This is a genomic window from Aromatoleum diolicum (genome assembly GCF_012910955.1).
Lineage (GTDB): Bacteria > Pseudomonadota > Gammaproteobacteria > Burkholderiales > Rhodocyclaceae > Aromatoleum > Aromatoleum diolicum.
This window is the reverse complement of sequence record NZ_WTVQ01000008.1, coordinates 87,814-109,209: the sequence shown is the minus strand read 5'-3', so window position 1 is coordinate 109,209 and position 21,396 is coordinate 87,814. Positions and strand designations below refer to the sequence as shown.

Here is a 21,396-nt window from a genome sequence, read left to right as displayed (position 1 = left end):
ACTACCATCGACGCAGGCCCGGTCACTGCTCGACTCTACGACGCACCGCCCGCGAACCGAACCAGGAAATACTGCTGAGCATATGCACAGGAGAATGAATAGCCGCCGCCTCGCCTTAGCAGGATTTTGAATATCCAGCCCGTTTTTTATTATTTATGCGCACAAGGTGGCGGACTTAGACTTCAGTTGAATCTATGCATATGGAGCGCGAAATGAGCGCCTCACCCACAACATCAGTCGCTTTCAATCAGGGCGCGGAGAAGCGCTAATGGCAGCCACCCGAACATTCAGGGTTCTGCCTGGCTTCCATCTGACGCTCGGCTACACCCTCGCCTACCTGTCGTTGATCGTGCTGCTGCCGCTCGCCGCAGTGTTCCTCAAGACCGCCAGCCTTAGCCTCGCGGAGTTCTGGGCAGTCGTCAGTGCACCGCGCGTCGTCGCGACCTACAAGCTGTCCTTCGGCATGTCGCTCGCCGCCGCCGCGATCAACGCGGTGTTCGGACTGATGCTCGCCTGGTCGCTGGTGCGCTACACCTTTCCCGGCAAGCGCCTGATCGACGCGCTGGTCGACCTGCCCTTCGCACTGCCCACTGCGGTCGCCGGCATCGCGCTCACCGCGCTGTATGCAAAGAACGGCTGGCTCGGGCAGTACCTCGAACCGCTGGGCATCCAGGTCGCGTTCAAGCCGCAGGGGGTACTGGTCGCGCTGGTGTTCATCGGACTGCCCTTCGTCGTGCGCACCGTACAACCTATCCTCGAAGACCTCGACACCGAACTCGAAGAGGCGGCCGCGAGCCTTGGCGCGCAGCGCTGGCAGATATTTCGTCACGTGATCCTGCCGGTGCTGCTGCCGGCCTTGTTAACCGGTTTCGCACTCGCCTTCGCGCGCGCAGTCGGCGAATACGGCTCGGTCATCTTCATTGCCGGCAACATCCCCATGGTGTCCGAGATCACGCCGTTGATGATCATCACCAAGCTCGAGCAATACGACTACAGCGGTGCCACTGCCATTGCCGTCGTGATGCTGCTGCTATCCTTCACCCTTCTGCTGGCCATCAACGGCCTGCAGGCGTGGACGGCCAAACGAACCGGGAGGGACCGCTGATGGCCGGCGCCACTACACTCAACTGGGCCGCGGCAGCGCACGCCGACACCGCCGCCCGCTTCGAAACCAGGGATGCCACGCGCGAGACGCCGCTGGTGAAATGGCTGGTGCTGGGCCTCTCGCTCACCTTCTTCGCGGTATTCCTGCTGTTGCCGCTGGTCGCCGTGTTCGTCGAGGCGTTGCGCAAGGGCTGGGAGACCTACTGGACGGCCCTCGCGCATGAGGACGCCTTGTCCGCCGTGAAGCTGACACTGACCGCCGCAATCATCGCGGTGCCGCTGAATCTCGTATTCGGCGTGTGTGCGGCGTGGGCGATCGCCAAGTTCGAATTCCGCGGCAAGCATTTCCTGATTACCCTGATCGACCTGCCGTTCTCGGTGTCTCCGGTGATCGCCGGCCTGGTTTACGTGCTGATCTTCGGCGCCCAGGGCTGGCTCGGACCGTGGCTCGCCGCACACGAGATCAAGATCCTCTTCGCCGTGCCGGGCATCGTGCTCGCGACCGTGTTCGTCACCTTCCCCTTCGTCGCACGCGAACTCATCCCGCTGATGCAAGCCCAGGGGCGCGAAGAGGAAGAAGCCGCGATCGTGCTCGGCGCCAACGGCTGGCAGACCTTCTGGTACGTCACGCTCCCCAACATCAAGTGGGGCCTGCTGTACGGCGTGATCCTGTGCAATGCGCGGGCGATGGGCGAATTCGGCGCGGTGTCGGTGGTCTCCGGCCACATCCGCGGCCAGACCAACACGCTGCCGCTGCACGTCGAGATTCTCTACAACGAATACCAGTTTGCCGCCGCCTTCGCGGTGGCCTCGCTGCTCGCCATGCTGGCGCTCGTCACCCTCGGCATCAAGACCTGGGTCGAACACCGCGCGGCCCACGCCAGCAGGGACGAAACACCTCCGGAAGCACTACAGGACGCCGCATCATGAGTATCCAGGTCAAGGACATCTGCAAGCAGTTCGGCGACTTCGTCGCGCTCGACAAGGTTTCGCTAGACTTCCCCACCGGCGAACTGGTCGCCCTGCTCGGCCCCTCCGGCTGCGGCAAGACCACGCTGCTGCGCATCATCGCCGGGCTCGAGCAGGCCGACTCGGGTCAGGTGCTACTCGACGGCGACGACGCCTCCGGCACGCATGTGCGCGAGCGCCAGGTCGGCTTCGTATTCCAGCACTACGCGCTGTTCCGCCACATGACGGTGTTCGACAACGTCGCCTTCGGCATGCGCATGAAGCCACGCCCGCAGCGTCCCTCCGAGAAGCAGATCCGCGCCAAGGTGCATGATCTGCTCAAGCTCGTACAGCTCGACTGGCTCGCCGACCGCTTCCCGGCCCAGCTCTCCGGCGGCCAGCGCCAGCGCATCGCGCTCGCCCGCGCGTTGGCGGTCGAACCGCGCGTGCTGCTGCTCGACGAGCCCTTCGGCGCGCTCGATGCCAAGGTGCGCAAGGAACTGCGGCGCTGGCTGCGCAATCTGCACGACGAGCTGCATATCACGTCGATCTTCGTCACCCACGACCAGGAAGAAGCGCTCGAAGTGGCCGACCGCGTGGTCCTGATGAACCAGGGCCACGTCGAGCAGATCGGCACGCCCGAAGAGGTCTACCGCCAGCCCGCCACGCCGTTCGTGTATGGATTCCTTGGCTCGGTTAACCTCTTCCGCGGGCGTATCGACGGCGAAACGGTGCGCGTCGGCGAAGACGTGCTGCCGCATGAAGCCAATGAGCTCGAACACGGCGCGGAAGTCGTCGCGTTTGCGCGACCACACGAACTCGATGTCGTCCCCGACGCGCATTCCGACGCGGGCGTCGCCGCGCGCATCACGCGCATCCTCGCCTTCGGCGTCACCGCGCGAGTGGAGCTCGACGGCTTGAACGGTGCCGGCGGCCAGCACTTTGAGGTCGAACTCACGCGTGAACGCGTCGCCCACCTGAACCTCGTCGAGGGGCAATCCGTCAGACTGGTGCCGTCACGGCTCAAGGTCTTCGAACGCAACGGCACCACTGGAGCATCCGCATGAACTTTCAGCAGCTGCGCATCATCCGCGAGACGGTCAGGCGCAACTTCAACCTCACGGAGGTCGCCAACGCGCTGTTCACCTCGCAATCGGGCGTCTCGAAGCACATCAAGGACCTCGAGGACGAGCTCGGCGTCGAACTCTTCGTGCGCAAGGGCAAGCGCCTGCTCGGCCTCACCGATCCCGGCAAGGAACTGGTCGTGATGGTCGAACGCATGTTGCTCGACGCGGGCAACATCAAGCGCCTCGCCGAGCAGTACAGCAACCGTGACGAAGGACGCCTCACCGTCGTGACCACCCACACGCAGGCGCGCTACGCACTGCCAAAGGTCGTCACCGCATTCAAGAAGGCCTACCCCAGAGTCCATCTCAAGCTGCACCAAGGCAGCCCGGAAGAAATCGTGTCGATGCTGATGGATGGCCAGGCCGACATCGGTGTCGCCACCGAGGCTATTGCCGAGGTCACCGAACTTGCCTCCTTCCCCTATTACTCGTGGCGCCACTCGGTAATCGTCCCTGCCGGGCATCCGCTTGAACACGCGCAGCCGCTCACGCTCGAAGCAATCGCCGAGTTTCCGCTCATCACGTACCACGAAGGCTTCACCGGCCGCACCCTCATCGACAAGACTTTCGCCGCCGCGGGCCTCACCCCGGACGTCGCGATGTCCGCAATGGACGCAGACGTCATCAAAACCTATGTCGAACTGGAACTCGGCGTGGGCATCATCGCCTCGATGGCCTTCCAGCCGGGGCGCGAAGGCAGCCTCCACCTGCTCGATAGCGCCCACCTGTTTCCGGCAAACACCACACGCATCGCCGTGCGCCGCGGGCACTATTTGCGCGGTTTCGCGTACCGCTTCATCGAAATGTGCTCGCCCGCGCTGACCGAAGCCACGATTCGCAGCAGCATCGCGCCCGCCGGCAACGGCCACCCGGAAGAGTAAGGCGCCGACCGGACCTCATCCCGAGCTGCCCGCGCAGCCATTTGTCCTGCGGGCCTGATATCCTTTACTTCCTTGCCCAAGGAGCCTTCAAATGTCGAACTGGTATTCCGATAACGCCGAATCCATCGGCAAAACGCCGCTGGTCAAACTGAATCGCATCACCGATGGCGCCGCCGCGACGGTGCTGGCCAAGATCGAGGGTCGCAATCCCGCCTATTCGGTGAAGTGCCGCATCGGCGCCGCAATGATCTGGGACGCCGAGAAACGCGGACTGCTCGGACCGGGCAAGGAAATCGTCGAACCCACCAGCGGCAACACCGGCATTGCACTGGCCTTCGTCGCCGCCGCCCGCGGCATTCCGATCACGCTGACGATGCCCGACACGATGAGCGTCGAACGGCGCAAGCTGCTCGTCGCCTACGGCGCGAAGCTGGTGCTGACCGAAGGTGCCAAGGGCATGAACGGCGCGATCGCCAAGGCCGAAGAGATTGCCGCCTCGGACCCCGGCAGATTCGTGTTGCTGCAGCAATTCAAGAACCCCGCAAACCCGGCGGTCCACGAGGAAACCACCGGTCCGGAGATCTGGAACGACACCGACGGCAAGATCGACATCCTGATCTCCGGCGTCGGCACCGGCGGCACCATCACCGGGGTGACGCGTTACATCAAACAGAAGCAGGGCAAGCCGATCGTGTCGATCGCCGTCGAACCTGCGGCCAGTCCGGTACTGACCCAGACGCTTGCGGGCGAAGCATTGAAGCCGGCTCCGCACAAGATTCAGGGCATCGGCGCTGGTTTCGTCCCGCAAGTGCTCGACCTGTCGCTGGTCGACGCCGTCGAAACCGTGAGCAACGAGGATGCCGTGCTCTACGCCCGCCGCCTCGCGCGCGAAGAAGGCATCCTGTCGGGCATCTCCTGCGGTGCCGCGGCCGCCGTCGCAGTGCGGATCGCACAGCGCCCGGAAAACGCCGGCAAGACGATCGTCGTGGTCCTGCCCGACTCGGGCGAGCGCTACCTCAGCTCGATCCTGTTCGAAGGCCTTTTCGACGCCACCGGCGCCGCACTTTGACTGAAGCATCAACGCAAGACGCGGGGGCGCAAGCCCCCGCCAGCAGCATCTCCTTCGCCGACGCACTGCGTTTCTGGCTCAAGCTCGGCTTCATCAGCTTCGGCGGACCGGCGGGGCAGATCGCGATCATGCACCAGGAGCTGGTCGAGCGCCGGCGCTGGATCTCCGAGCGCCGCTTCCTGCACGCACTCAACTACTGCATGTTGCTGCCCGGGCCGGAAGCCCAGCAGCTCGCCACCTACATCGGCTGGCTGATGCATCGCACCGCCGGTGGCATCGCTGCCGGCGTGCTGTTCGTCCTGCCCTCGCTATTCATCCTCATCGGCTTGTCGTGGATCTATCTGGCCTTCGGCGAACAGCCGCTGGTCGCCGGCCTGTTCCTCGGCATCAAGCCGGCGGTGGCCGCGATCGTGGTGCACGCTGCCTGGCGCATCGGCTCGCGCGCGCTGAAGAATGGTGCGCTGTGGGGGATTGCCGCCGCAGCCTTCGTCGCCATCTTCGCGCTGAATGTCCCGTTTCCGGCCATCGTCGCCGCAGCGGCGCTGACCGGCTACATCGGCGGACGAGTCGCACCGGAGCGTTTCCGCACGGGCGGTGCGCACGCTTCCGCCACCACCTCCTTCGGCCCGGCACAGATCGACGACGACACGCCGACGCCCGAGCACGCGCGCTTCCACCCTGCGCACCTCGCGCGCATCGTCCTCGTAGGCGCGGTTCTGTGGCTGGCACCGATAGGGCTGCTGTGCGGGCTGTTCGGCTGGCACGGCACGCTCACGCAGATGGGTTGGTTCTTCACCAAGGCCGCACTGCTCACCTTTGGGGGAGCCTATGCGGTGTTGCCCTACGTCTATCAGGGCGCCGTCGGCCATTACGGCTGGCTGACGCCGGTGCAGATGATCGACGGCCTCGCGCTCGGTGAAACGACGCCGGGCCCGCTGATCATGGTGGTTGCCTTCGTCGGCTTCGTCGGCGGCTACCTCAGTGCCGAACTGCGGGCGCTGTTCGGCCCCGACATGCTGTTCATTGCGGGAGCGGTTGCGGCGGTGCTGGTCACCTGGTTCACCTTCCTGCCGTCCTTCCTGTTCATCCTCGCCGGCGGCCCGCTGGTCGAATCCACCCACGGCTCGCTCGGCTTCACCGCGCCACTCACCGCCATCACCGCCGCCGTGGTCGGCGTGATCCTCAATCTCGCGCTGTTCTTCGGCTATCACGTGCTGTGGCCGCAGGGCTTCGACGGTGGCTTCGCCCCGGTGTCGGCACTTATCGCGGTGATCGCCGCCCTTGCACTGTTCCGCTTCCGCCGCGGCGTCATCGAAGTCATCGCCCTGTGTGCCTTACTGGGGCTCGCGGCGCGCTTTGCCGGCGTTGCGACGTGATCCCGCCCCCGAGTGCCACGATGGGGGCCACCGACGAGAGGGAGTTCGACGCTTCGACTGCGAACGACCCAGCCCAGCTGCCGGACACACTCCCGATCCTCTATCGCGACGAGTCATTGATCGCGGTAAATAAACCGTCCGGCCTGCTGGTGCATCGTTCGGCGCTCGATGTCCACGAGGAACGCTTCGCCGTGCAGATGCTGCGCGACCAGATCGGCCAGCACGTACACCCGGTGCATCGCCTCGACAAGGGCACCTCCGGCGTCCTGCTGTTCGCCCTCGACCGCACTACCGCGGCACTCGCCTCCAGCGCGTTCGAACGCCAGGCGGTACTGAAGACCTATCTCGCCGTGGTGCGCGGTCATCCGCCGGAACAGGGGGTCATCGATCATGCATTGACACGCCGTTTCGACGACGCCGAACGTCGCCCCGCTTCTGCCGCCGAAGCACCGCCGCAGGACGCCGTCACCCGCTTCCGCCGTCTCGCCACCACCGAACTGCCCTACCGCGTCGACCGCTACCCGACCAGCCGCTACGCCCTCGTCGAACTGACGCCGGAAACCGGTCGGCGGCACCAGATCCGCCGCCACCTCAAGCATCTCTCGCACCCGATCATCGGCGACGCCACCTTCGGCAAGGGCCGTCACAATCGCCTGTTCGCAAGCCTGTTCGGCGTCTCGCGCCTGCTGCTCGCGTGCACGCGCATGCAGCTCGCGCATCCGCACACGGGCGAGGTGCTGAACCTGGCGGCACCGCTGGCCGAGGATTTCGCCTGCGTGCTCGCACAGCTCGGATGGTCCGACGCCGTGAGCGCCAATCCCTCACTGGTGGACATCGATCGCAACATCCCGGCGTGACGCGCGTCTTTCTGCCGTCACCGATTCATTGCACAATGAAACTTCCGCAGAAAACCACGATACCGGCTCCCCAATCATGAATCCCCTGCTCCAGGTCCGCGCCCAAGGCCAGCAAGTCTGGCTCGACAATCTTTCCCGGACGCTGCTCAACGACGGCCACCTCGCCCGCATGATTACCGAGGATGGTGTTGACGGCGTTACCACCAACCCGGCGATCTTCCACAAGGCAATTGCCGGCGGGCGCTATTACGAGGACGACCTGGCGGCCCTGAAGCGGCAGCCGATCGACGCCGAAGCGCGTTATGAACAGCTGGTGATTCCCGATGTGCAGCGCGCCTGCGACCTGCTGCGGCCGACTTTCGAGCGCACGGGCCGCAATGCCGGCTACGTCAGTCTGGAAGTTTCCCCCGCCCTCGCACACGATGCGGCCGGCACCGTCGCAGCCGGCCTGCGCCTGAAGCAGGCCGTCGCACGCGACAACGTGCTGATCAAAGTACCGGCCACCCCGGCGGGTCTCGACGCCATCGAGCAACTGATCGGCCACGGCGTCAGCGTCAACGTGACCCTGATGTTTTCGCTGGCCCACGTCGATGCCGTCGCCGACGCCTACCTGCGCGGCCTCGCGCACCTGCAGCGGGCCGGCGGCGATGTGCGCAGCGTGATGTCGGTCGCCAGCCTGTTCCTCAGCCGCGTCGACACCCTGATCGACAAGCAGCTGGAGGAACTCGGCGGCAATGCGCCGGCCTTGCGCGGCAAGGCTGCCGTCGCGACCGCCAAGCTCGCCTATCAGCGCTATCTCGAACGCTTCCATGGTGCTGCATTTGCCGACCTGCGCGCACTTGGCGCACGGCCACAGTTCATGCTGTGGGCCAGCACCGGGACAAAGAACCCCGCCTACAGCGACCTCCTGTACGTCGAACCGCTGATCGGTGCCGAAACGGTGAATACCCTGCCGGACGCAACGCTGGCTGCGCTGCGCGACCACGGCAAAGTGGGCGCCACGCTCACCACCGATGCGGGGGCCGCGCGCGCGCACTTCGCCGCGCTCGCAAGCCTCGGGGTCGATCTGACCGCGGCCGGCGAACGCCTGCAGCGCGAAGGGCTCGCGCAGTTCGAGGACGCCTTTGCACAACTGCTGCAACTGACAGCCTGAATCGGCAGAACAGCTCAACCGGGCACTTCGTCGACACCGACGGAGTGCCGCAACTTCACCGCCAGCCCTCGCAATAACTCGTTCTGGTGCTGCAGCGCCACGAGTCGGTCCTGCATCATCGCCGCAAGACAGTGCAACGCTTTGACAGGCGTGCCGGCACACGCCCGCACACAATCGATGTGCCGCTGCATGTCGCGCAAGTATTCGCGCCGGCCCGGCGGATAGCTGTCGATAAGATGCTCGATGGCACGACGGCGCGCCCTGAAGAACGCTTCAGGATCCCGCTCCGCCAACTCGCGCCAGCGGTCGAAATCGAACTCGGACATGACCACCCCTACCGGGGCACGGCAAGATTGCCCCGTACTTCATCGTAGGAGTGGAAATCCGGCGCAGCAAGGATGCGTCTCCCTGCGCCGGGTACCGACCACCGTGCGCGAGCGGTCGGCGGATTCAATCAGGCGGCGAGGACCGGCTTTTTCGCCATCAGCGACAAACGACTCATCCAGCGCTGATCACCGGCGCTGCCGAGCAGTTCCTTCATGTCGAGGATCAACACGATCTGGCCATTCGACAGTGTGGTCACCCCGGCGACCCCCTTCGGTCGGAAATCGTCGAGCGACTTGATCACCGCATCCTCGCGGCCCGCGAAACTGTCGATTGCGAGGATGAACGACATCTCGGCCGTCTGCATCAACACGCCGTACCCCGGAGAGCGGTCGAGCGGCCAGCCCAACAGGCCCGCCAGCGGCAGGATGGGCAGGACTTCGCCGCGCACCACCATCGTGGCCCGCCCGCCGACTTCCTGCACTTCGCGCGCTTCGATCGGCAGAATCTCGCGCACCATCGACAGCGGCACCGCAAAGGGCTGATCGCCGAGACGCACCAGCAGCACGGGCAGAATCGCCAGCGTCAGCGGCAGGCTGATAACAAAGGTCGTACCCTTGCCGAGCACCGACTGGATTTCAATGTTGCCATTGAGCTTCTGGATGTTCGTCCGCACAACGTCCATCCCCACGCCGCGCCCCGAAACATCCGAGACCTGCACGGCCATCGAGAAACCCGGCAGGAACACCAGATTGAAACTCTGGCGCTCGTCCATCGCATTCGACTCTTCGTCGGTGATGAGCCCCTTCTCGACCGCCTTCGCACGCAAACGCTCGGCGTTCATGCCGCGCCCGTCATCGGCCACCAGGATCACGATGTGATCGCCTTCCTGACGTGCCTCGAGACGGACAATCGATTTTTCCGGTTTGCCGTTCGCAGTCCGCTCTGCGCTATCTTCGACGCCGTGATCAACCGCATTGCGGATCAGGTGGATGATCGGATCGGCCAGATCCTCGATCATCGTCTTGTCGATCTCGGTTTCCTCGCCGGCCAGCACCAACTCCACATCCTTGCCCATGTTGCGCGCAAGATCGCGCGCAATGCGCGGGTACTTCTGGAACAGCCGTCCGATCGGCTGCATGCGCGTCTTCATCACCGCGTTCTGCAGGTCCGACACCAGCAGATCGAGCTGACTCACCGCAAGATCGAGCGAATGCAGCGTTTCGGTATCGTTGCGGCCGCTCAGGATGTCGCTGCGCAAGGCATTCAGGCGATTCTTGGTCAAGCCGATTTCACCCGACAGGTTGAGCACCTGGTCGAGCCGCGTGGTATCGACACGGATCGAATTGTCCCGTTGTTTTTCGCCCTCGCGACGTCCCGCAGGCGCCGCCGCCCCCGGCTTGTCGCTGGCGCGCCGTCCGGTGGCAGCCTTGATGACTTCCTCCGGTGCCTTGACCGGCGCGGCAGGCATCACGGCGGCGGCAGGCGGCTTCACCTCGCGGACCTCCTTCAGGGCCGGCACGCCGACGAGCGCACCGTGCAGCAGTTCCCAGTCGGGACCGGCCTTCCCCGCAGGGGAAGCCGAAGCTGCAGCGGGTGCATGCGCCGCGGGAGCTTCGGCGCCGGCGTCTGCGACCGATTGCCCGCCGGCCAGTTCGCCGGCGATCGCCTGCCTGAGGCGACCGATCAGTTCCCCTTCTGCCGGTGAAGGCTGGGTGCCCTGTTCAAGGCTCGCAAACATGTCGCGCACCGTACCGGTGGCTTCGAGAATCACGTCCATTACTTCGGGCGTGATCTCCAGCTGGCCGTTACGCAGGTTGTCGAACAGATTTTCCGTCAAGTGGCACAGGGTGACCAGCTCGGTCGCATTGAGGAACCCGGCCCCGCCCTTGATGGTGTGGAATCCGCGAAAAATCTCGTTCAGCAGGTTGCGATCATCGGGTGCCCGTTCGAGATCCACCAGTTTGTTGTCGACCCCGGAGAGCAGGTCTCCCGCTTCAATCAGGAAATCCTGAAGAAGGTCTTCCATTCCCGCGAAGTCACTCATAACGTTCTCGCTCTATAGTTCCCGACGGGCCGCATTCCCGGCACCCTCGTCACGCCTGCCGCCCGGCTTACGCAAGGCGTCGCCGGGCGGCATGATCATCAAAAGCCCAGGCTACCAAGCAGATCGTCGACCTGCTCCTGCGTCGTCACCACATCGTCGCGCCCCGCGGAGCTGACCACCGGGCCATTCATCAGGCCACTGTGCTTTTCACCGCGCTTTTCAGGCGGAGTGACTTCCAGTAAGACCTGCAGCAGCTCGGTTTCGAGTTTTTGCGCAAGTTCGACCACCTTCTTGATGACTTGGCCGGTGAGATCCTGGAAATCCTGCGCCATCATGATTTCCATCAGCTGCTCGTTGGTCGCACGGCTCGCCTGGGCAACCTCGCCGAGAAAACCGCGCGTGTCGTTCGACAGGGCCTTGAACTCGTCGACCGAGAGCTGATTGGCGAACAACTTGTCCCATTTCACCTGCAGACCGCGGGCATCCGCGTGGAGCTTGTTCTGGATCGGCTGGGCGATGTCGGTGGCGTTGAGCACACGGCTGGCGGCCTGCTCAGTCATCTGCGCGATGTAGCTGAGACGCTGGCGGACGTCGGGTATTGCCTGAACCGCGTCCTGCAACCCGTCTTCGGAACCCAGTTCGCGCAAGGTATCGTGGACTTGTCTTGTCATCTGGCCGATCCGCGTAAACACCGCGTCGCAAGAGTGCTCCGTTTGCCCGTCAGCGCCCGCCCTGGTGACCGGAGCCGTTTCCTGCGCGGCCTCCTGAAACCCGGCCTCGAATTCGGCTGCCACGGAATCAAATAGCGACTGCAACTCGTCGTCGTCGCCATTCACCGCCTTGGGCGCCGGCTCGGCCTTCGGCGCTGTCTGCTGCGGACTGTTCGCGATGCTGTCGAACAGGGCCTGGAGATCATCCGAATCTCCGGCCTCATCGATTTTCAGCTTCTTCGCCATCATCGGCCTCCCCTATCCCTTTTCATGGGCCGTCCGCTCACGCGGCGGCCTTCTTGCCCATCTTCTCGAAGATCTTTTCCAGCTTCTCCGACATCGTCGCCGCCGTGAAAGGCTTGACGATGTAGCCGCTGGCCCCGGCCTGCGCCGCTGCGATGATATTTTCCTTCTTGGCCTCGGCGGTCACCATCAGCACCGGCAGATGCTTCAGATGGGGCGTCTGGCGGATCGTCTGCAGCAAAGTCAGCCCGTCCATGTTGGGCATGTTCCAGTCGGTCACGACAAAATCGAATGGTGCGCTGTTGAGCTTCTGCAAGGCCACGGCGCCATCCTCGGCTTCATCGACGTTGGTGAACCCGAGTTCCTTGAGCAGATTGCGCACGATCCTGCGCATGGTCGAAAAATCATCGACGACGAGAAATTTCATCTTGGGGTCGGACATGGTGTATCTCCGTAATCTTTCTGACAGCCCGGTCTTCGCCTAGTGGCCCCGGGTCAGCAGCGGACGCAAGGTATCTGCGAGCGCATCGGCGTCGAATTTTGCCACGTATGCATCGACCCCGACCCGCTTTCCCATGGCCCGGTTCGCTTCCGAGGACAGGGACGAGTGCATCACCACCGGGATGCCGTCGAAGCGGGTATCTGCCTTGATATTGCGCGTCAATACGTACCCGTCCATTTCGGGCATTTCCGCATCGACGAGGATCAGGTCCAGTTCGTCACTGAGGTAACGACCGCATTGCTGCGCATGACTGGCCATGCCCTGCAGACGGGTCCAGGCCTCCAGCCCATTGACCGCATGCTTGTGCTTGACGCCCAGCTTGTCGAGCACCTCGGCAATCTTGCGGCGCGCGACGGCGGAGTCATCGACATAAAAGATATCGTAATTCTGCCCACCGGCAATCGGGGCGATATTGCCCACCACGGCGTCGCCAAACGTCGATGCCAGCACCGTCTCCACATCCACGATGGAAACCAGTTTACCGTCGGGCAATTCGGTAATTGCCGTGATGTAGTTATGCACGCTGCTGGAAACGTTGTCCGGAGCGCGCACCTTGTCCCAGTCCACGCGGATGATGCGATCGACGCCTTCGACGAGAAAACCGAGGGTGCGCTTGCTGTATTCGGTGACCATCATCGACGCGCCCAATGGTTCGCCCGGCTGCGCGAGCCCGAGGATCTTCGACAGGGCCAGCACCGGGATCACATTGCCACGCAACGAGATCAGCCCTTCGACCCCGATCGGCATGTTCGGGGCCCTGGTGATGAACGGCGCCGTCGACACCTCCTTGACCTTGAAGACATTGATGCCGAAGGTTTCGGAAGTACCGAGGGAGAACAACAAGATCTCCATGCGGTTGGAACCGGCAAGGCTGGTGCGCCCGTCGACCACATTCAACAGGCCGTTGTCGTCCGTATCATAAGCTGACATGACAATGCTTCCTCACGATGCACGAGTCTGCGGGGCGTCGCGGCCCAGCAGGCGGCGCAGCGTCTCGGCCAGACGCTGCGGCTCAAATTTCGGGACGTATTCGTCGACGCCGACCGACGTGCCAAGCTGCTGGTTCGACATGCCGGAAAGCGACGAATGCATGATCACCGGGATCCCGGCAAAGCGCGGGTCGGACTTGATCGACTTGGTCAGGATATAGCCGTCCATTTCCGGCATTTCGACATCGGTAAGCACCAGACTCACGACATCGCTCACCTTGCGCCCGGTGGCCTCGGCATGGCGGGCGGCCTTCTGCAGCTCCTCCCAGGCCATGCGTCCGTTGACCGACCCCACGTAAGGCACGCCCAGCACGTCGAGCGTGCGCTCGATCTGCTTGCGCGCGACGGACGAGTCGTCGGCAAAGAACACCGTGTACTTGGCGCCCTCGATCGGTTCGATGCCCTTGAACATGAACTGGTCGTCCTGGCTGGTGGTCTCGGCCAGCACTTTCTCGACGTCGAGCATCATCACCAGCTTCTTGTCCTGCAGCTCGGTAACGGCCGTCACCAGCCCGCCCAGGTTCGCGGTGAGCATGTCGGGCGGCACCCGCATCTGCGACCAGTCGAGGCGCAGGATGGTGTCGACTGCCTCGACGAGGAAGCCCTGCGTGTGGCCGTTGTATTCGGTGACGATCATGATGTCGCGCTGGGCGTTACCACCCACGCCGACGTAGCGCCCGAGGTCGACCACCGGCACCAGCACGCCGCGCAGACTGACCATGCCCTCGACCGCTGCCGGCATCTCGGGCGCAGCCGTGATGGCCGGAGTACGCATCACCTCGCGCACCTTGAACACGTTGATGCCGAAGGTTTCCCGGCGCCCGGTGCGCTGATCGACGCCGAGCGTGAACAGCAGGATCTCCAGCTTGTTGGTGCCGGCCAGACGCGTGCGGGCTTCGATATTCTTGAACAGTTCGGACATTTCACTCTCCGCTAGACGCGGCAATATGTTCTGGGCGGCGCAGGTGCGCCGTGATTTCAATCAAGATAACGTCAGCATCCGGAAATTCTTGAGGGGGCAACGCAATCTGACTTGCCGTGGCGACATTTTCTCATCAAGACATGCAAGCCGGCCCCGATCTCCGGCGCGAAAAAACTTATCGATGCGCCCCACTCCCCGGCTGCGCAAGCTGTTTGAGAACGTGCTGCGCGACGTCCCGGAGCGGCACCACTTCGCACGCCGCACCGATCATTGTGGCCTCGCGCGGCATGCCGTAGACAACACACGAATCATGGTCCTGGGCAATCGTCCAGGCGCCCGCGCGACGCATCTCGAGCAGGCCGCGCGCGCCGTCCTTGCCCATGCCGGTCAGCAGCACGCCGATTGCCCCCGTGCCAATCTGCTGCGCGGCCGACGAAAACAGCACGTCTACCGACGGCCGATGTCGATTGACCGGCTCGGCACGCGACAGGGAGCACTGGAACCCGCTTGACGCACGGCGCACCGCGAGATGCGAATGCCCGGGCGCAATGTATGCAGTGCCGGACACGAGCGGTTCGCCGTCCTCCGCCTCCTTGACGCGAATTTCGCACAAGCCGTCGAGTCGGCGGGCAAACGCAGTGGTAAACATTTCCGGCATGTGCTGCACGATCATCACCGGTGGCACGCATTGCGGCAACCCGAGCAAGACCTGCTTGATCGCCTCGGTACCGCCCGTCGACGCGCCGATGAAGATAATACGCGTCCCATGGAACGCGGCGCCCGTGGCGGACGGCGTGTTAAGCGGCGCCGGCATCGATGCGTTGGTAGACAGTGCGGCCCATCGAGCGGAAAAGATCGGCTGCGTGCATGAAACTCTCCGAATGTCCGGCAAACAAGGCCCCGTCCTTGCGCAACAGGGGAGCAAAACGCTTGAGGATCGTGTACTGCGTCGCCTTATCGAAATAAATCATTACGTTACGACAGAAGATCGCATCCAGCGGCCCCTGCACGGACCAATTCGGGTCAAGCAGATTGATGCGCCGGAAGCTCAACAAGCGTTGCAACTCCGGACGCACCCGCAGCTCGCCCTCAGGGACGCCGGCACCGCGCTGAAAGTAACGCCGGATGCGCTCGGGCGACAGGCGAAGGATGCGGTCCTCGCGATACAGCCCACGTTCGGCATGCGCCAGCACATTTGTATCGATATCGCTGGCGAAGATCTGCACCGGCGGGGTCAGCGTGTCGAAGGCCTCGCAGGCGGTGATCGCCAGTGAATAGGGTTCCTCGCCGGTGGATGCCGCATTGCACCAGATACGGATGACGCGCTTTTCGGCGACACGCCGCATGCGCTCGGCAAGGATGTCGAAATGATGTGCCTCGCGGAAAAACGAGGTGAGATTGGTGGTCAGCGAATTGACGAAGGTCTCCCACTCGATGCGATCGCGTTCGAGGCGGGCAATGTATTCGGCAAAGGTACGGTCGCCACACACGCGCAGGCGCCGCGCGAGGCGGCTGTACACCATGTCCTGCTTGGCGGGCGACAGGACGATGCCGGCATGGTCATGGATCAGCTTGCGGATCCGCTCGAAGTCCGCGCTGGTCAGCTCGAATTCGCGATCACGGTCGCCGGCCATCGCCGCCGCTGCCGACGCGGCCGCCATGGCTGCGAATGTGGGCTCCGCAGCCCCCCGCCCGGAAGTCGCCGGCGCAGGGCGCGGAGACAAGCCCGGGCTCAGGGGTTTTCGGAAATGCGGGGGATCTCCCACGGGCATGCTTAGAACTCCTCCCATTCCTGTTCGGGGCTGCGGTCGAACACCGGCCCTCGCAACAAAAGGCACATCACATCAGGACGGCGGTGCGCCGGGCGTGGGCCGCGGGCGCGGACGCGTGGCCGGCGCGACTGGCGGCGGTGTTTTGCTTTCGATGTTCTGGCGCAGCGCCTCGTCATCGAGCGGCGCATCCGCACCGATGTCCAGCAAACCCGCCTGCGAGCGCACAGCCTCCTCGGTCTTCCTGTTCATGACGATGATGCTGATGCGTCGGTTGGTCGCGTGAAACAGGTCGTCCCTCTTCAACGGAACCGTATCCGCAAGTCCGACAACCCGAATCACCTTGCCCGCCTCCAGCCCGCCGGCAACCAGTTCGCGACGCGACGCGTTGGCGCGGTTGCTGGACAGTTCCCAGTTCGAAAAGCCACGCTCGCCGCCGGCGTAACGCGCGGCATCGGTATGTCCGGACAAGCTCAGGCGATTGGGGACATCGTTGAGCGCCCGCCCGATGGCGCGCAACAGGTCGCGGGTGTAGGGCAGCAGTTCATCGCTGGCGGTGTTGAACATCGGCCGGTTCTGCTCATCCACGATCTGGATACGCAAACCTTCCGAGGTGATGTCGATAAGGATCTGGTTCCGGAAACCGCGCAGCTTCGGGTCTGCCTCGACCAGCGCTTCGATGCGCCCCTTGAGGTCTTCAAGGCGGGCACGTTCGCGCACTGCCTCGATCCCTTCGTCGTCACCATCGATACGGTAGATTTCACGCCCCTTGGCCGCGTCGAGGTTGATCGAGCGGCGCCCTTCGACGTCGCCGCGCTTGCGCTGACCGAGCGATCGGGTCAGATCCTCGCCCCCGCCCTTGATGACACTGGAGCTGTCCCCGGAGCCCGACCCGCCATGCATCGAGATCTTCATCGGGTTCTGGAAATGATCGGCAATGCCCTCCAGGTCACCCTGGGCGGTGGATCCGAGCAGCCACATCAGCAGAAAGAACGCCATCATCGCGGTGACGAAGTCCGCATATGCGATCTTCCATGCACCGCCATGCGCAGCCGCGGCGACTTTGTTGATGCGCTTGATGACGATTGGCTGCTGGGTATCGTCGCTCATGGCAGACGCAGCTCCCGTTCACACCCGAAGAATGCTTGCCAAAAAACGTCGTCCATCATGACAATGGCACTCAACCCTTGCGACTCTTGATGTCCTGCTCGAGTTCGGAGAAGGTTGGCCGCTCGCTCGAATACAGCACCTTGCGTCCGAACTCCACCGCCACCTGCGGCGCATAGCCGTTCATGCTGGCGAGCAGGACCAGCTTGATACATTCGAAGACCTTGCCGCTTTCCTCGACGCGCTGTTCGAGCTGGCTTGCGATCGGCTGGACGAAGCCGTAGGAAATCAGGATGCCGAGAAAGGTACCGACCAGCGCGCCGCCGATCATCTTGCCGAGCACCGCCGGCGGCTGCCCCACCGAGCCCATCACGTTCACCACGCCCATCACCGCGACGACGATACCGAACGCGGGCAGGGCGTCGCCCGTCTTGGCCATGACATGCGGGGCGATGTGTGCTTCCTGATGGTGCGTGTCGATTTCCTTGTCCATCAGGTTCTCGATCTCGAACGCATTGAGGTTGCCACCGACCATCATGCGCAGGTAGTCGGTCAGGAACTCGATCGCATGATGATGGGCCATCACCGTCGGATACTTGGTGAAGATCGGGCTGGAATCGGGGTTATCGACGTCGTTCTCGATCGACATCAGCCCTTCCTTGCGCACCTTGGCGAGCACCTCGTAGAGCAGACCCAGCAGATCCATGTACATCGTCTTGGTGTAAGGGGAGCCCTTCAGCACCGACGGCATGGCCGCCAGCGTTGCCTTGAGTGCCTTGGTACCGTTGCCCGCGATGAAGCCCCCGACCATCAGGCCGACGATCGCGAGATACTCCATTGGCATCCACAGCGCCATCAGGCTGCCATGGAAGGAATACGTCCCGACCGAGGCCAAAAGAATGATCAAATAACCAATGATGAGAAACACCGGGAAGCCCCTGTCGGTTCATCCGCGCACGCTGCGGTGCGCCATGCAAGATTGTGGTGATTGTAACGTCACCGGCGCACGAAACTTGACCCCCAAAAAACCAAAAGGCCGCCAGCAATTGCGGCGGCCCGAAAAACGCGACAGGGATCGGTCAGTCAGCTTCGGCGAGGGCGGCCTTGGCGGCACGCTTGGTCTTGCCGGCACGCGACGGCATGTTGCACAGCCCGCAGACGAATTCATGCGTCGGGTCGTAGGCGTGGGCCACGAAGCGGCCACCACAGGTGGTGCACGGCGCGAGTTGGAGCAGGTCGGCATCGAAAAACCGCACCAGCGTCCAGGCGCGGGTCAGACTGAGCACCGGCTCGGTGCTTTCGGCTTCGATGTGGTCGAGGTACAGGTGGTAGGCCTTGAGGATCGCATCGAGCCCGTTGAGGCTTGCGCGCTCCCGGAAGAACGCGAAAAACGCCATGAACAGCGAGGCGTGGACGTTCGGCTGCCAGGTCATGAACCAGTCGGTCGAAAAGGGCAGCATGCCCTTCGGCGGCGACATGCCGCGCACTTCCTTGTAGATCTTCAGCAAGCGCTCGCGGCTGAGCTTGGTTTCGGCTTCCAGCATCTGCATGCGGGCGCCCAGACGGACCATTTCGGCCGCGCGCTGAATATCTTCAGCTTCTTCGATGATGCTCTTGTTCTTCATCTTCTTCTCCTCAAGGCTCGCGATCAAAGCGGCTAGGTGTGCAGCGCTTTCCTCGCAAGCTATCCGGCCAGCCCCTTGACGGGCTTGCCTGCGGCAACGATCGCCGCGTGCAGGCTCGAGCTGGTCGCATCCCTGCCCTTGCCGGCAAGCAGACCGGCAAGCAGGGCATCGTCAAACCGGAAACTGGGCAACAACATCTGGCTATTCGCCATTTTCACCAGCTTGGCGCTGGTCAGACCTTCAATCAGATCGGCAACATCCTTGCCGACGCCCAGCCGGAACATCGCGGTTTCACGGTCGCTGCGCAGCATCTGCTGGGCGAGCATGAGGTAGGCGAGGTTGAGTTCCTGGATCTCAAGCTGAAAATCGGGGCGTTTCATTTTTGCTCCCTTTCAGGGACAAGCGACACAAAGTTAAAGTGAATTGTTAGCAAATGCAAGTAAGCGTGCATGGGCGGCTGTTGTAGCGGCACCACAACTCATAACCATACAATTCTTAAGGCTTTGTATCGCAATACAAAAAGGTACGCCGTATTGCTTACGACATATCCGCGACGGCCGCGCAAATCGGGCTCAGGAAGCGGCGGCGCCCCCGTCCGCGCCCGGCTCGGTACGCTGCACGGTCGCAACGCAGTTGCGGCCTTTCTGTTTGGCCAGATAGGCCCCGAGGTCGGCCTGTTTCATCAGGGCATCGACGTCGGCCATCCTGCTCTCGCGCATCGCGACACCGATGCTGGCACTGATCTGCAGTTTCACCTCGCCGGCCGACAGCGACAGGCGGTCGAGTGCAGCGCGCAGGCGTTCGGCGCAGGTAAGCGCGCGCGGGAGATCGGTTTCCGGGCAGATCGCGAGGAACTCGTCGCCACCGGTACGGCAGATCACGTCCTGACCGCGCAATGCGCCACGCAACGCATCGGCGGCGCTGCGCAGCACGTCATCACCGACGTCGTGGCCGTAGGTGTCGTTGATCTGCTTGAAGTTGTCGAGGTCGATGATCATGCACGCCAGCGGACGCCCCCAGCGCATCGCGGCGGTCCACTCCTGCTGGATGCGGTCGATGGCGTAGCGGCGGTTGGGGAAGCCGGTGAGCGCGTCGGTCAGCGCGGCTTCCTGCAGGCGCCGGTTGGTCACCGCCAGCTGCGCGGCGAAATGGCGGATTTCTTCGTGCTCGCGTTCGAGTTCCTGCTGCAACCGCACCACGCGCAGGCCGGCACGCAGGCGCGCAGCCAGCACGCGCGGACGCAGCGGCTTGGCGATGAAGTCGTCCGCGCCGGCGTCGAAGGCCTCGACGAGATGCTCTTCGTCGCCACGATGCGTCAGCAGGATCATGTAGATGGTCTGGCCGATGCGCGTCTGACGCAATGCGCGCACGAGATCGGGGCCACTCATCTCCGGCATGTTCCAGTCGAGAATCATCATCTGCGGCTGCAACTCGAGGGCTTGCTCCATGCCCTGCCGGCCGTTGCCTGCCTCGTAAACCTCGTAGCCGCCCTGCTCGAGCACGCCACGCAGGTTGGCGCGCGTGCGTGGCTCGTCATCGACGATAAGCACACGCGGCGTGTGGCCGGACGAGAGCGGCAGGCGCACGTGCTCAGGCGCGCCATTGGCGTCCGGCGGATTCCTCGTCTCGCCGGCGGCCTGTCCTGGCGGAGGGATGATCACCGCGGATTCCATTGCAGCGAGCTCGGCGAAGCTCGGCGGGGTCTTCTGATCGAGTTGCAGTAAAGCCCCCCACTCCACCCACAGGCGAACGACGCGCTCGCAGTCGGAGATGAGACAGTCGCGCTCGAAGCCGAGTCGCCCTCCCTCGGCGAAGAGTTGCGGCATCAGCGCGGGACGCGCGCTCTCGTCCGACACGCAGATCTCTGCGACACAACGCCCGGCAACGAGGGTCTGTAACAGGGCGCGCGAACGCGCACCTTCGGCGTAGTCGGCCGCTTCCGGTTCCTCGACATGACCGACGACGTCAACGAAGATCCGCGGCAACCCCCAGTCCGCCAGCATCGCGTGCGTCAGTTCGTGGTGGCTCAGGGCAAACTGGGCCTGCTCGAGTTCAGGCAGCGCCGGCGCGCCGGGTTGGCGCGCGGCGTCGAGCACACCTTCGTAGTCGCCGGGGTAAAGGGTCGCGAGGGCGAGTTCGCCCACGCGACTGAGCAGACCGACGCTGAACAGTTCGTCGGCGGCGGCGGCGCGGCTACGTTCGGCAAATACCTGCGTCGCCAGGGCGGTGGCCAGCGATGCGCTCCAGAAACGGTTGTAATCGAAGTTCCGGCAGGCACCGTGACGATAATTGGAGAGCAGGGAAAAGCCCAGCACCATGGTGCGCACCGCGGGCAGACCCAGCACCATCAACGCCTCCTGCACCGATACGACCGGGCGCCGGCTCAGCGCCACCAAGCCATTGGCGGCCTTGATGAGCCGGCCGACGAACGCCGGGTCGCCGCTGATGACGCGCGCGAGTTCGGCGATCGACACATCCTGCTGACGCGTGAGCTGGATGACCGAGAGCGCAACCCCTTTCGGCGACGGCAAATCGCCCGAAGCACGGATCTGCTCGAATCGGTTCATGTCAATCGGAGGGGACATCGGCTTGCCTTGAACGGTCCGTGCGGAACCACCCCCGGAAACACTCCACCGGCCGCCG

The 21,396-nt window shown here is 63.7% G+C and carries 21 protein-coding genes; 8 read left to right on the top strand and 13 right to left on the bottom strand.

The genetic code is table 11. The features are described from left to right. Nucleotides 1-268: 268 nt before the first annotated feature. The 8 genes from cysT to tal all read left to right on the top strand — a co-directional run bounded on the left by cysT (nt 269) and on the right by tal (nt 8,515). Complete coding sequence (gene cysT, locus GPA25_RS06945) at nt 269-1,105, top strand: sulfate ABC transporter permease subunit CysT (RefSeq protein ID WP_169259636.1); 837 nt, start codon at nt 269-271, stop codon at nt 1,103-1,105. Then, nucleotides 1,105-2,034 carry a sulfate ABC transporter permease subunit CysW gene (gene cysW, locus GPA25_RS06940; RefSeq protein WP_169259635.1) on the top strand — a complete coding sequence of 310 codons (930 nt, stop codon included), beginning with the start codon at nt 1,105-1,107 and terminating at the stop codon, nt 2,032-2,034. Before cysT ends, cysW begins: the two co-directional genes overlap by 1 nt. Next, nucleotides 2,031-3,119: a sulfate/molybdate ABC transporter ATP-binding protein gene (locus GPA25_RS06935; protein WP_169259634.1), complete on the top strand. Its 1,089-nt coding sequence runs from the start codon at nt 2,031-2,033 to the stop codon at nt 3,117-3,119. Before cysW ends, GPA25_RS06935 begins: the two co-directional genes overlap by 4 nt. Continuing rightward, nucleotides 3,116-4,060, top strand: a complete 945-nt coding sequence (locus GPA25_RS06930) for a CysB family HTH-type transcriptional regulator (protein ID WP_169259633.1) — start codon at nt 3,116-3,118, stop codon at nt 4,058-4,060. The genes GPA25_RS06935 and GPA25_RS06930 overlap by 4 nt, the downstream gene beginning before the upstream one ends. Nucleotides 4,061-4,151: 91 nt before the next feature. Continuing rightward, the gene (gene cysK, locus GPA25_RS06925; RefSeq protein WP_169259632.1) at nt 4,152-5,129 is read left to right on the top strand and encodes a cysteine synthase A; all 978 of its coding nucleotides are present in this window, start codon (nt 4,152-4,154) and stop codon (nt 5,127-5,129) included. After that, nucleotides 5,126-6,505, top strand: a complete 1,380-nt coding sequence (chrA, locus tag GPA25_RS06920; RefSeq protein WP_169259631.1) for a chromate efflux transporter — start codon at nt 5,126-5,128, stop codon at nt 6,503-6,505. Before cysK ends, chrA begins: the two co-directional genes overlap by 4 nt. Nucleotides 6,506-6,525: 20 nt before the next feature. Next, entirely contained in the window at nt 6,526-7,362 is an 837-nt protein-coding gene (locus GPA25_RS06915) for a pseudouridine synthase (RefSeq protein WP_169259630.1), read from the top strand. Between the two features lie 76 nt (nt 7,363-7,438). Continuing rightward, entirely contained in the window at nt 7,439-8,515 is a 1,077-nt protein-coding gene (gene tal / locus GPA25_RS06910) for a transaldolase (RefSeq protein WP_169259629.1), read from the top strand. Nucleotides 8,516-8,529: 14 nt separating this feature from the next. Here tal and GPA25_RS06905 read toward each other — a convergent pair whose 3' ends face one another. The 13 genes from GPA25_RS06905 to GPA25_RS06845 all read right to left on the bottom strand — a co-directional run bounded on the left by GPA25_RS06905 (nt 8,530) and on the right by GPA25_RS06845 (nt 21,338). After that, nucleotides 8,530-8,841 (bottom strand): DUF3135 domain-containing protein, encoded by a 312-nt coding sequence (locus tag GPA25_RS06905; protein WP_169259628.1) that lies wholly within the window; start codon nt 8,839-8,841, stop codon nt 8,530-8,532. A 128-nt stretch (nt 8,842-8,969) separates the two neighbouring features. After that, on the bottom strand, nt 8,970-10,886 hold the full coding sequence (locus GPA25_RS06900; protein WP_211162986.1) for a chemotaxis protein CheA: 1,917 nt from the start codon (nt 10,884-10,886) through the stop codon (nt 8,970-8,972). Nucleotides 10,887-10,984: 98 nt separating this feature from the next. Continuing rightward, a complete protein-coding gene (gene cheZ / locus GPA25_RS06895) occupies nt 10,985-11,842 on the bottom strand; it encodes a protein phosphatase CheZ (protein ID WP_169259689.1) in 858 nt (285 codons plus the stop codon). Nucleotides 11,843-11,879: 37 nt separating this feature from the next. Then, nucleotides 11,880-12,281, bottom strand: a complete 402-nt coding sequence (gene cheY / locus GPA25_RS06890; protein WP_169259627.1) for a chemotaxis response regulator CheY — start codon at nt 12,279-12,281, stop codon at nt 11,880-11,882. Between the two features lie 39 nt (nt 12,282-12,320). Next, nucleotides 12,321-13,271: a chemotaxis protein gene (locus GPA25_RS06885; RefSeq protein ID WP_169259626.1), complete on the bottom strand. Its 951-nt coding sequence runs from the start codon at nt 13,269-13,271 to the stop codon at nt 12,321-12,323. A gap of 12 nt (nt 13,272-13,283) precedes the next feature. Beyond that, nucleotides 13,284-14,252 carry a chemotaxis protein gene (locus GPA25_RS06880; protein ID WP_169259625.1) on the bottom strand — a complete coding sequence of 323 codons (969 nt, stop codon included), beginning with the start codon at nt 14,250-14,252 and terminating at the stop codon, nt 13,284-13,286. 175 nt (nt 14,253-14,427) lie between these two features. Next, nucleotides 14,428-15,066, bottom strand: coding sequence for a chemotaxis protein CheB (locus GPA25_RS06875; RefSeq protein WP_211162985.1), 639 nt, complete (start codon nt 15,064-15,066; stop codon nt 14,428-14,430). After that, the gene (locus GPA25_RS06870) at nt 15,050-15,913 is read right to left on the bottom strand and encodes a CheR family methyltransferase (protein WP_246265436.1); all 864 of its coding nucleotides are present in this window, start codon (nt 15,911-15,913) and stop codon (nt 15,050-15,052) included. Before GPA25_RS06870 ends, GPA25_RS06875 begins: the two co-directional genes overlap by 17 nt. A 183-nt stretch (nt 15,914-16,096) precedes the next feature. Beyond that, entirely contained in the window at nt 16,097-17,131 is a 1,035-nt protein-coding gene (gene motB / locus GPA25_RS06865) for a flagellar motor protein MotB (RefSeq protein ID WP_169259623.1), read from the bottom strand. Nucleotides 17,132-17,201: 70 nt separating this feature from the next. Further along, nucleotides 17,202-18,056 carry a flagellar motor stator protein MotA gene (motA, locus tag GPA25_RS06860; protein ID WP_169259622.1) on the bottom strand — a complete coding sequence of 285 codons (855 nt, stop codon included), beginning with the start codon at nt 18,054-18,056 and terminating at the stop codon, nt 17,202-17,204. Nucleotides 18,057-18,207: 151 nt separating this feature from the next. Further along, nucleotides 18,208-18,753, bottom strand: a complete 546-nt coding sequence (gene flhC, locus GPA25_RS06855) for a flagellar transcriptional regulator FlhC (protein ID WP_169259621.1) — start codon at nt 18,751-18,753, stop codon at nt 18,208-18,210. Nucleotides 18,754-18,812: 59 nt separating this feature from the next. Next, nucleotides 18,813-19,133 (bottom strand): flagellar transcriptional regulator FlhD, encoded by a 321-nt coding sequence (flhD, locus tag GPA25_RS06850; RefSeq protein ID WP_169259620.1) that lies wholly within the window; start codon nt 19,131-19,133, stop codon nt 18,813-18,815. A 192-nt stretch (nt 19,134-19,325) separates the two neighbouring features. After that, entirely contained in the window at nt 19,326-21,338 is a 2,013-nt protein-coding gene (locus GPA25_RS06845) for a GGDEF domain-containing response regulator (protein WP_169259619.1), read from the bottom strand. Nucleotides 21,339-21,396: the final 58 nt, after the last annotated feature.

Excerpts from the sequence above, each read along its gene's own strand:
- motB (WP_169259623.1), bottom strand. The coding sequence starts at position 17,131 with ATGAGCGACGATACCCAGCAGCCAATCGTCATCAAGCGCATCAACAAA.
- GPA25_RS06905 (WP_169259628.1), bottom strand. The coding sequence starts at position 8,841 with ATGTCCGAGTTCGATTTCGACCGCTGGCGCGAGTTGGCGGAGCGGGAT.
- GPA25_RS06845 (WP_169259619.1), bottom strand. The coding sequence starts at position 21,338 with ATGTCCCCTCCGATTGACATGAACCGATTCGAGCAGATCCGTGCTTCG.
- tal (WP_169259629.1), top strand. The coding sequence starts at position 7,439 with ATGAATCCCCTGCTCCAGGTCCGCGCCCAAGGCCAGCAAGTCTGGCTC.
- cheY (WP_169259627.1), bottom strand. The coding sequence starts at position 12,281 with ATGTCCGACCCCAAGATGAAATTTCTCGTCGTCGATGATTTTTCGACC.
- cheZ (WP_169259689.1), bottom strand. The coding sequence starts at position 11,842 with ATGGCGAAGAAGCTGAAAATCGATGAGGCCGGAGATTCGGATGATCTC.
- cysW (WP_169259635.1), top strand. The coding sequence starts at position 1,105 with ATGGCCGGCGCCACTACACTCAACTGGGCCGCGGCAGCGCACGCCGAC.
- GPA25_RS06870 (WP_246265436.1), bottom strand. The coding sequence starts at position 15,913 with ATGGCGGCCGCGTCGGCAGCGGCGGCGATGGCCGGCGACCGTGATCGC.
- cysK (WP_169259632.1), top strand. The coding sequence starts at position 4,152 with ATGTCGAACTGGTATTCCGATAACGCCGAATCCATCGGCAAAACGCCG.
- GPA25_RS06875 (WP_211162985.1), bottom strand. The coding sequence starts at position 15,066 with ATGCCGGCGCCGCTTAACACGCCGTCCGCCACGGGCGCCGCGTTCCAT.
- cysT (WP_169259636.1), top strand. The coding sequence starts at position 269 with ATGGCAGCCACCCGAACATTCAGGGTTCTGCCTGGCTTCCATCTGACG.
- GPA25_RS06930 (WP_169259633.1), top strand. The coding sequence starts at position 3,116 with ATGAACTTTCAGCAGCTGCGCATCATCCGCGAGACGGTCAGGCGCAAC.
- flhD (WP_169259620.1), bottom strand. The coding sequence starts at position 19,133 with ATGAAACGCCCCGATTTTCAGCTTGAGATCCAGGAACTCAACCTCGCC.
- GPA25_RS06935 (WP_169259634.1), top strand. The coding sequence starts at position 2,031 with ATGAGTATCCAGGTCAAGGACATCTGCAAGCAGTTCGGCGACTTCGTC.
- GPA25_RS06885 (WP_169259626.1), bottom strand. The coding sequence starts at position 13,271 with ATGTCAGCTTATGATACGGACGACAACGGCCTGTTGAATGTGGTCGAC.
- GPA25_RS06900 (WP_211162986.1), bottom strand. The coding sequence starts at position 10,886 with ATGAGTGACTTCGCGGGAATGGAAGACCTTCTTCAGGATTTCCTGATT.
- GPA25_RS06880 (WP_169259625.1), bottom strand. The coding sequence starts at position 14,252 with ATGTCCGAACTGTTCAAGAATATCGAAGCCCGCACGCGTCTGGCCGGC.
- GPA25_RS06915 (WP_169259630.1), top strand. The coding sequence starts at position 6,526 with ATGGGGGCCACCGACGAGAGGGAGTTCGACGCTTCGACTGCGAACGAC.
- flhC (WP_169259621.1), bottom strand. The coding sequence starts at position 18,753 with ATGAAGAACAAGAGCATCATCGAAGAAGCTGAAGATATTCAGCGCGCG.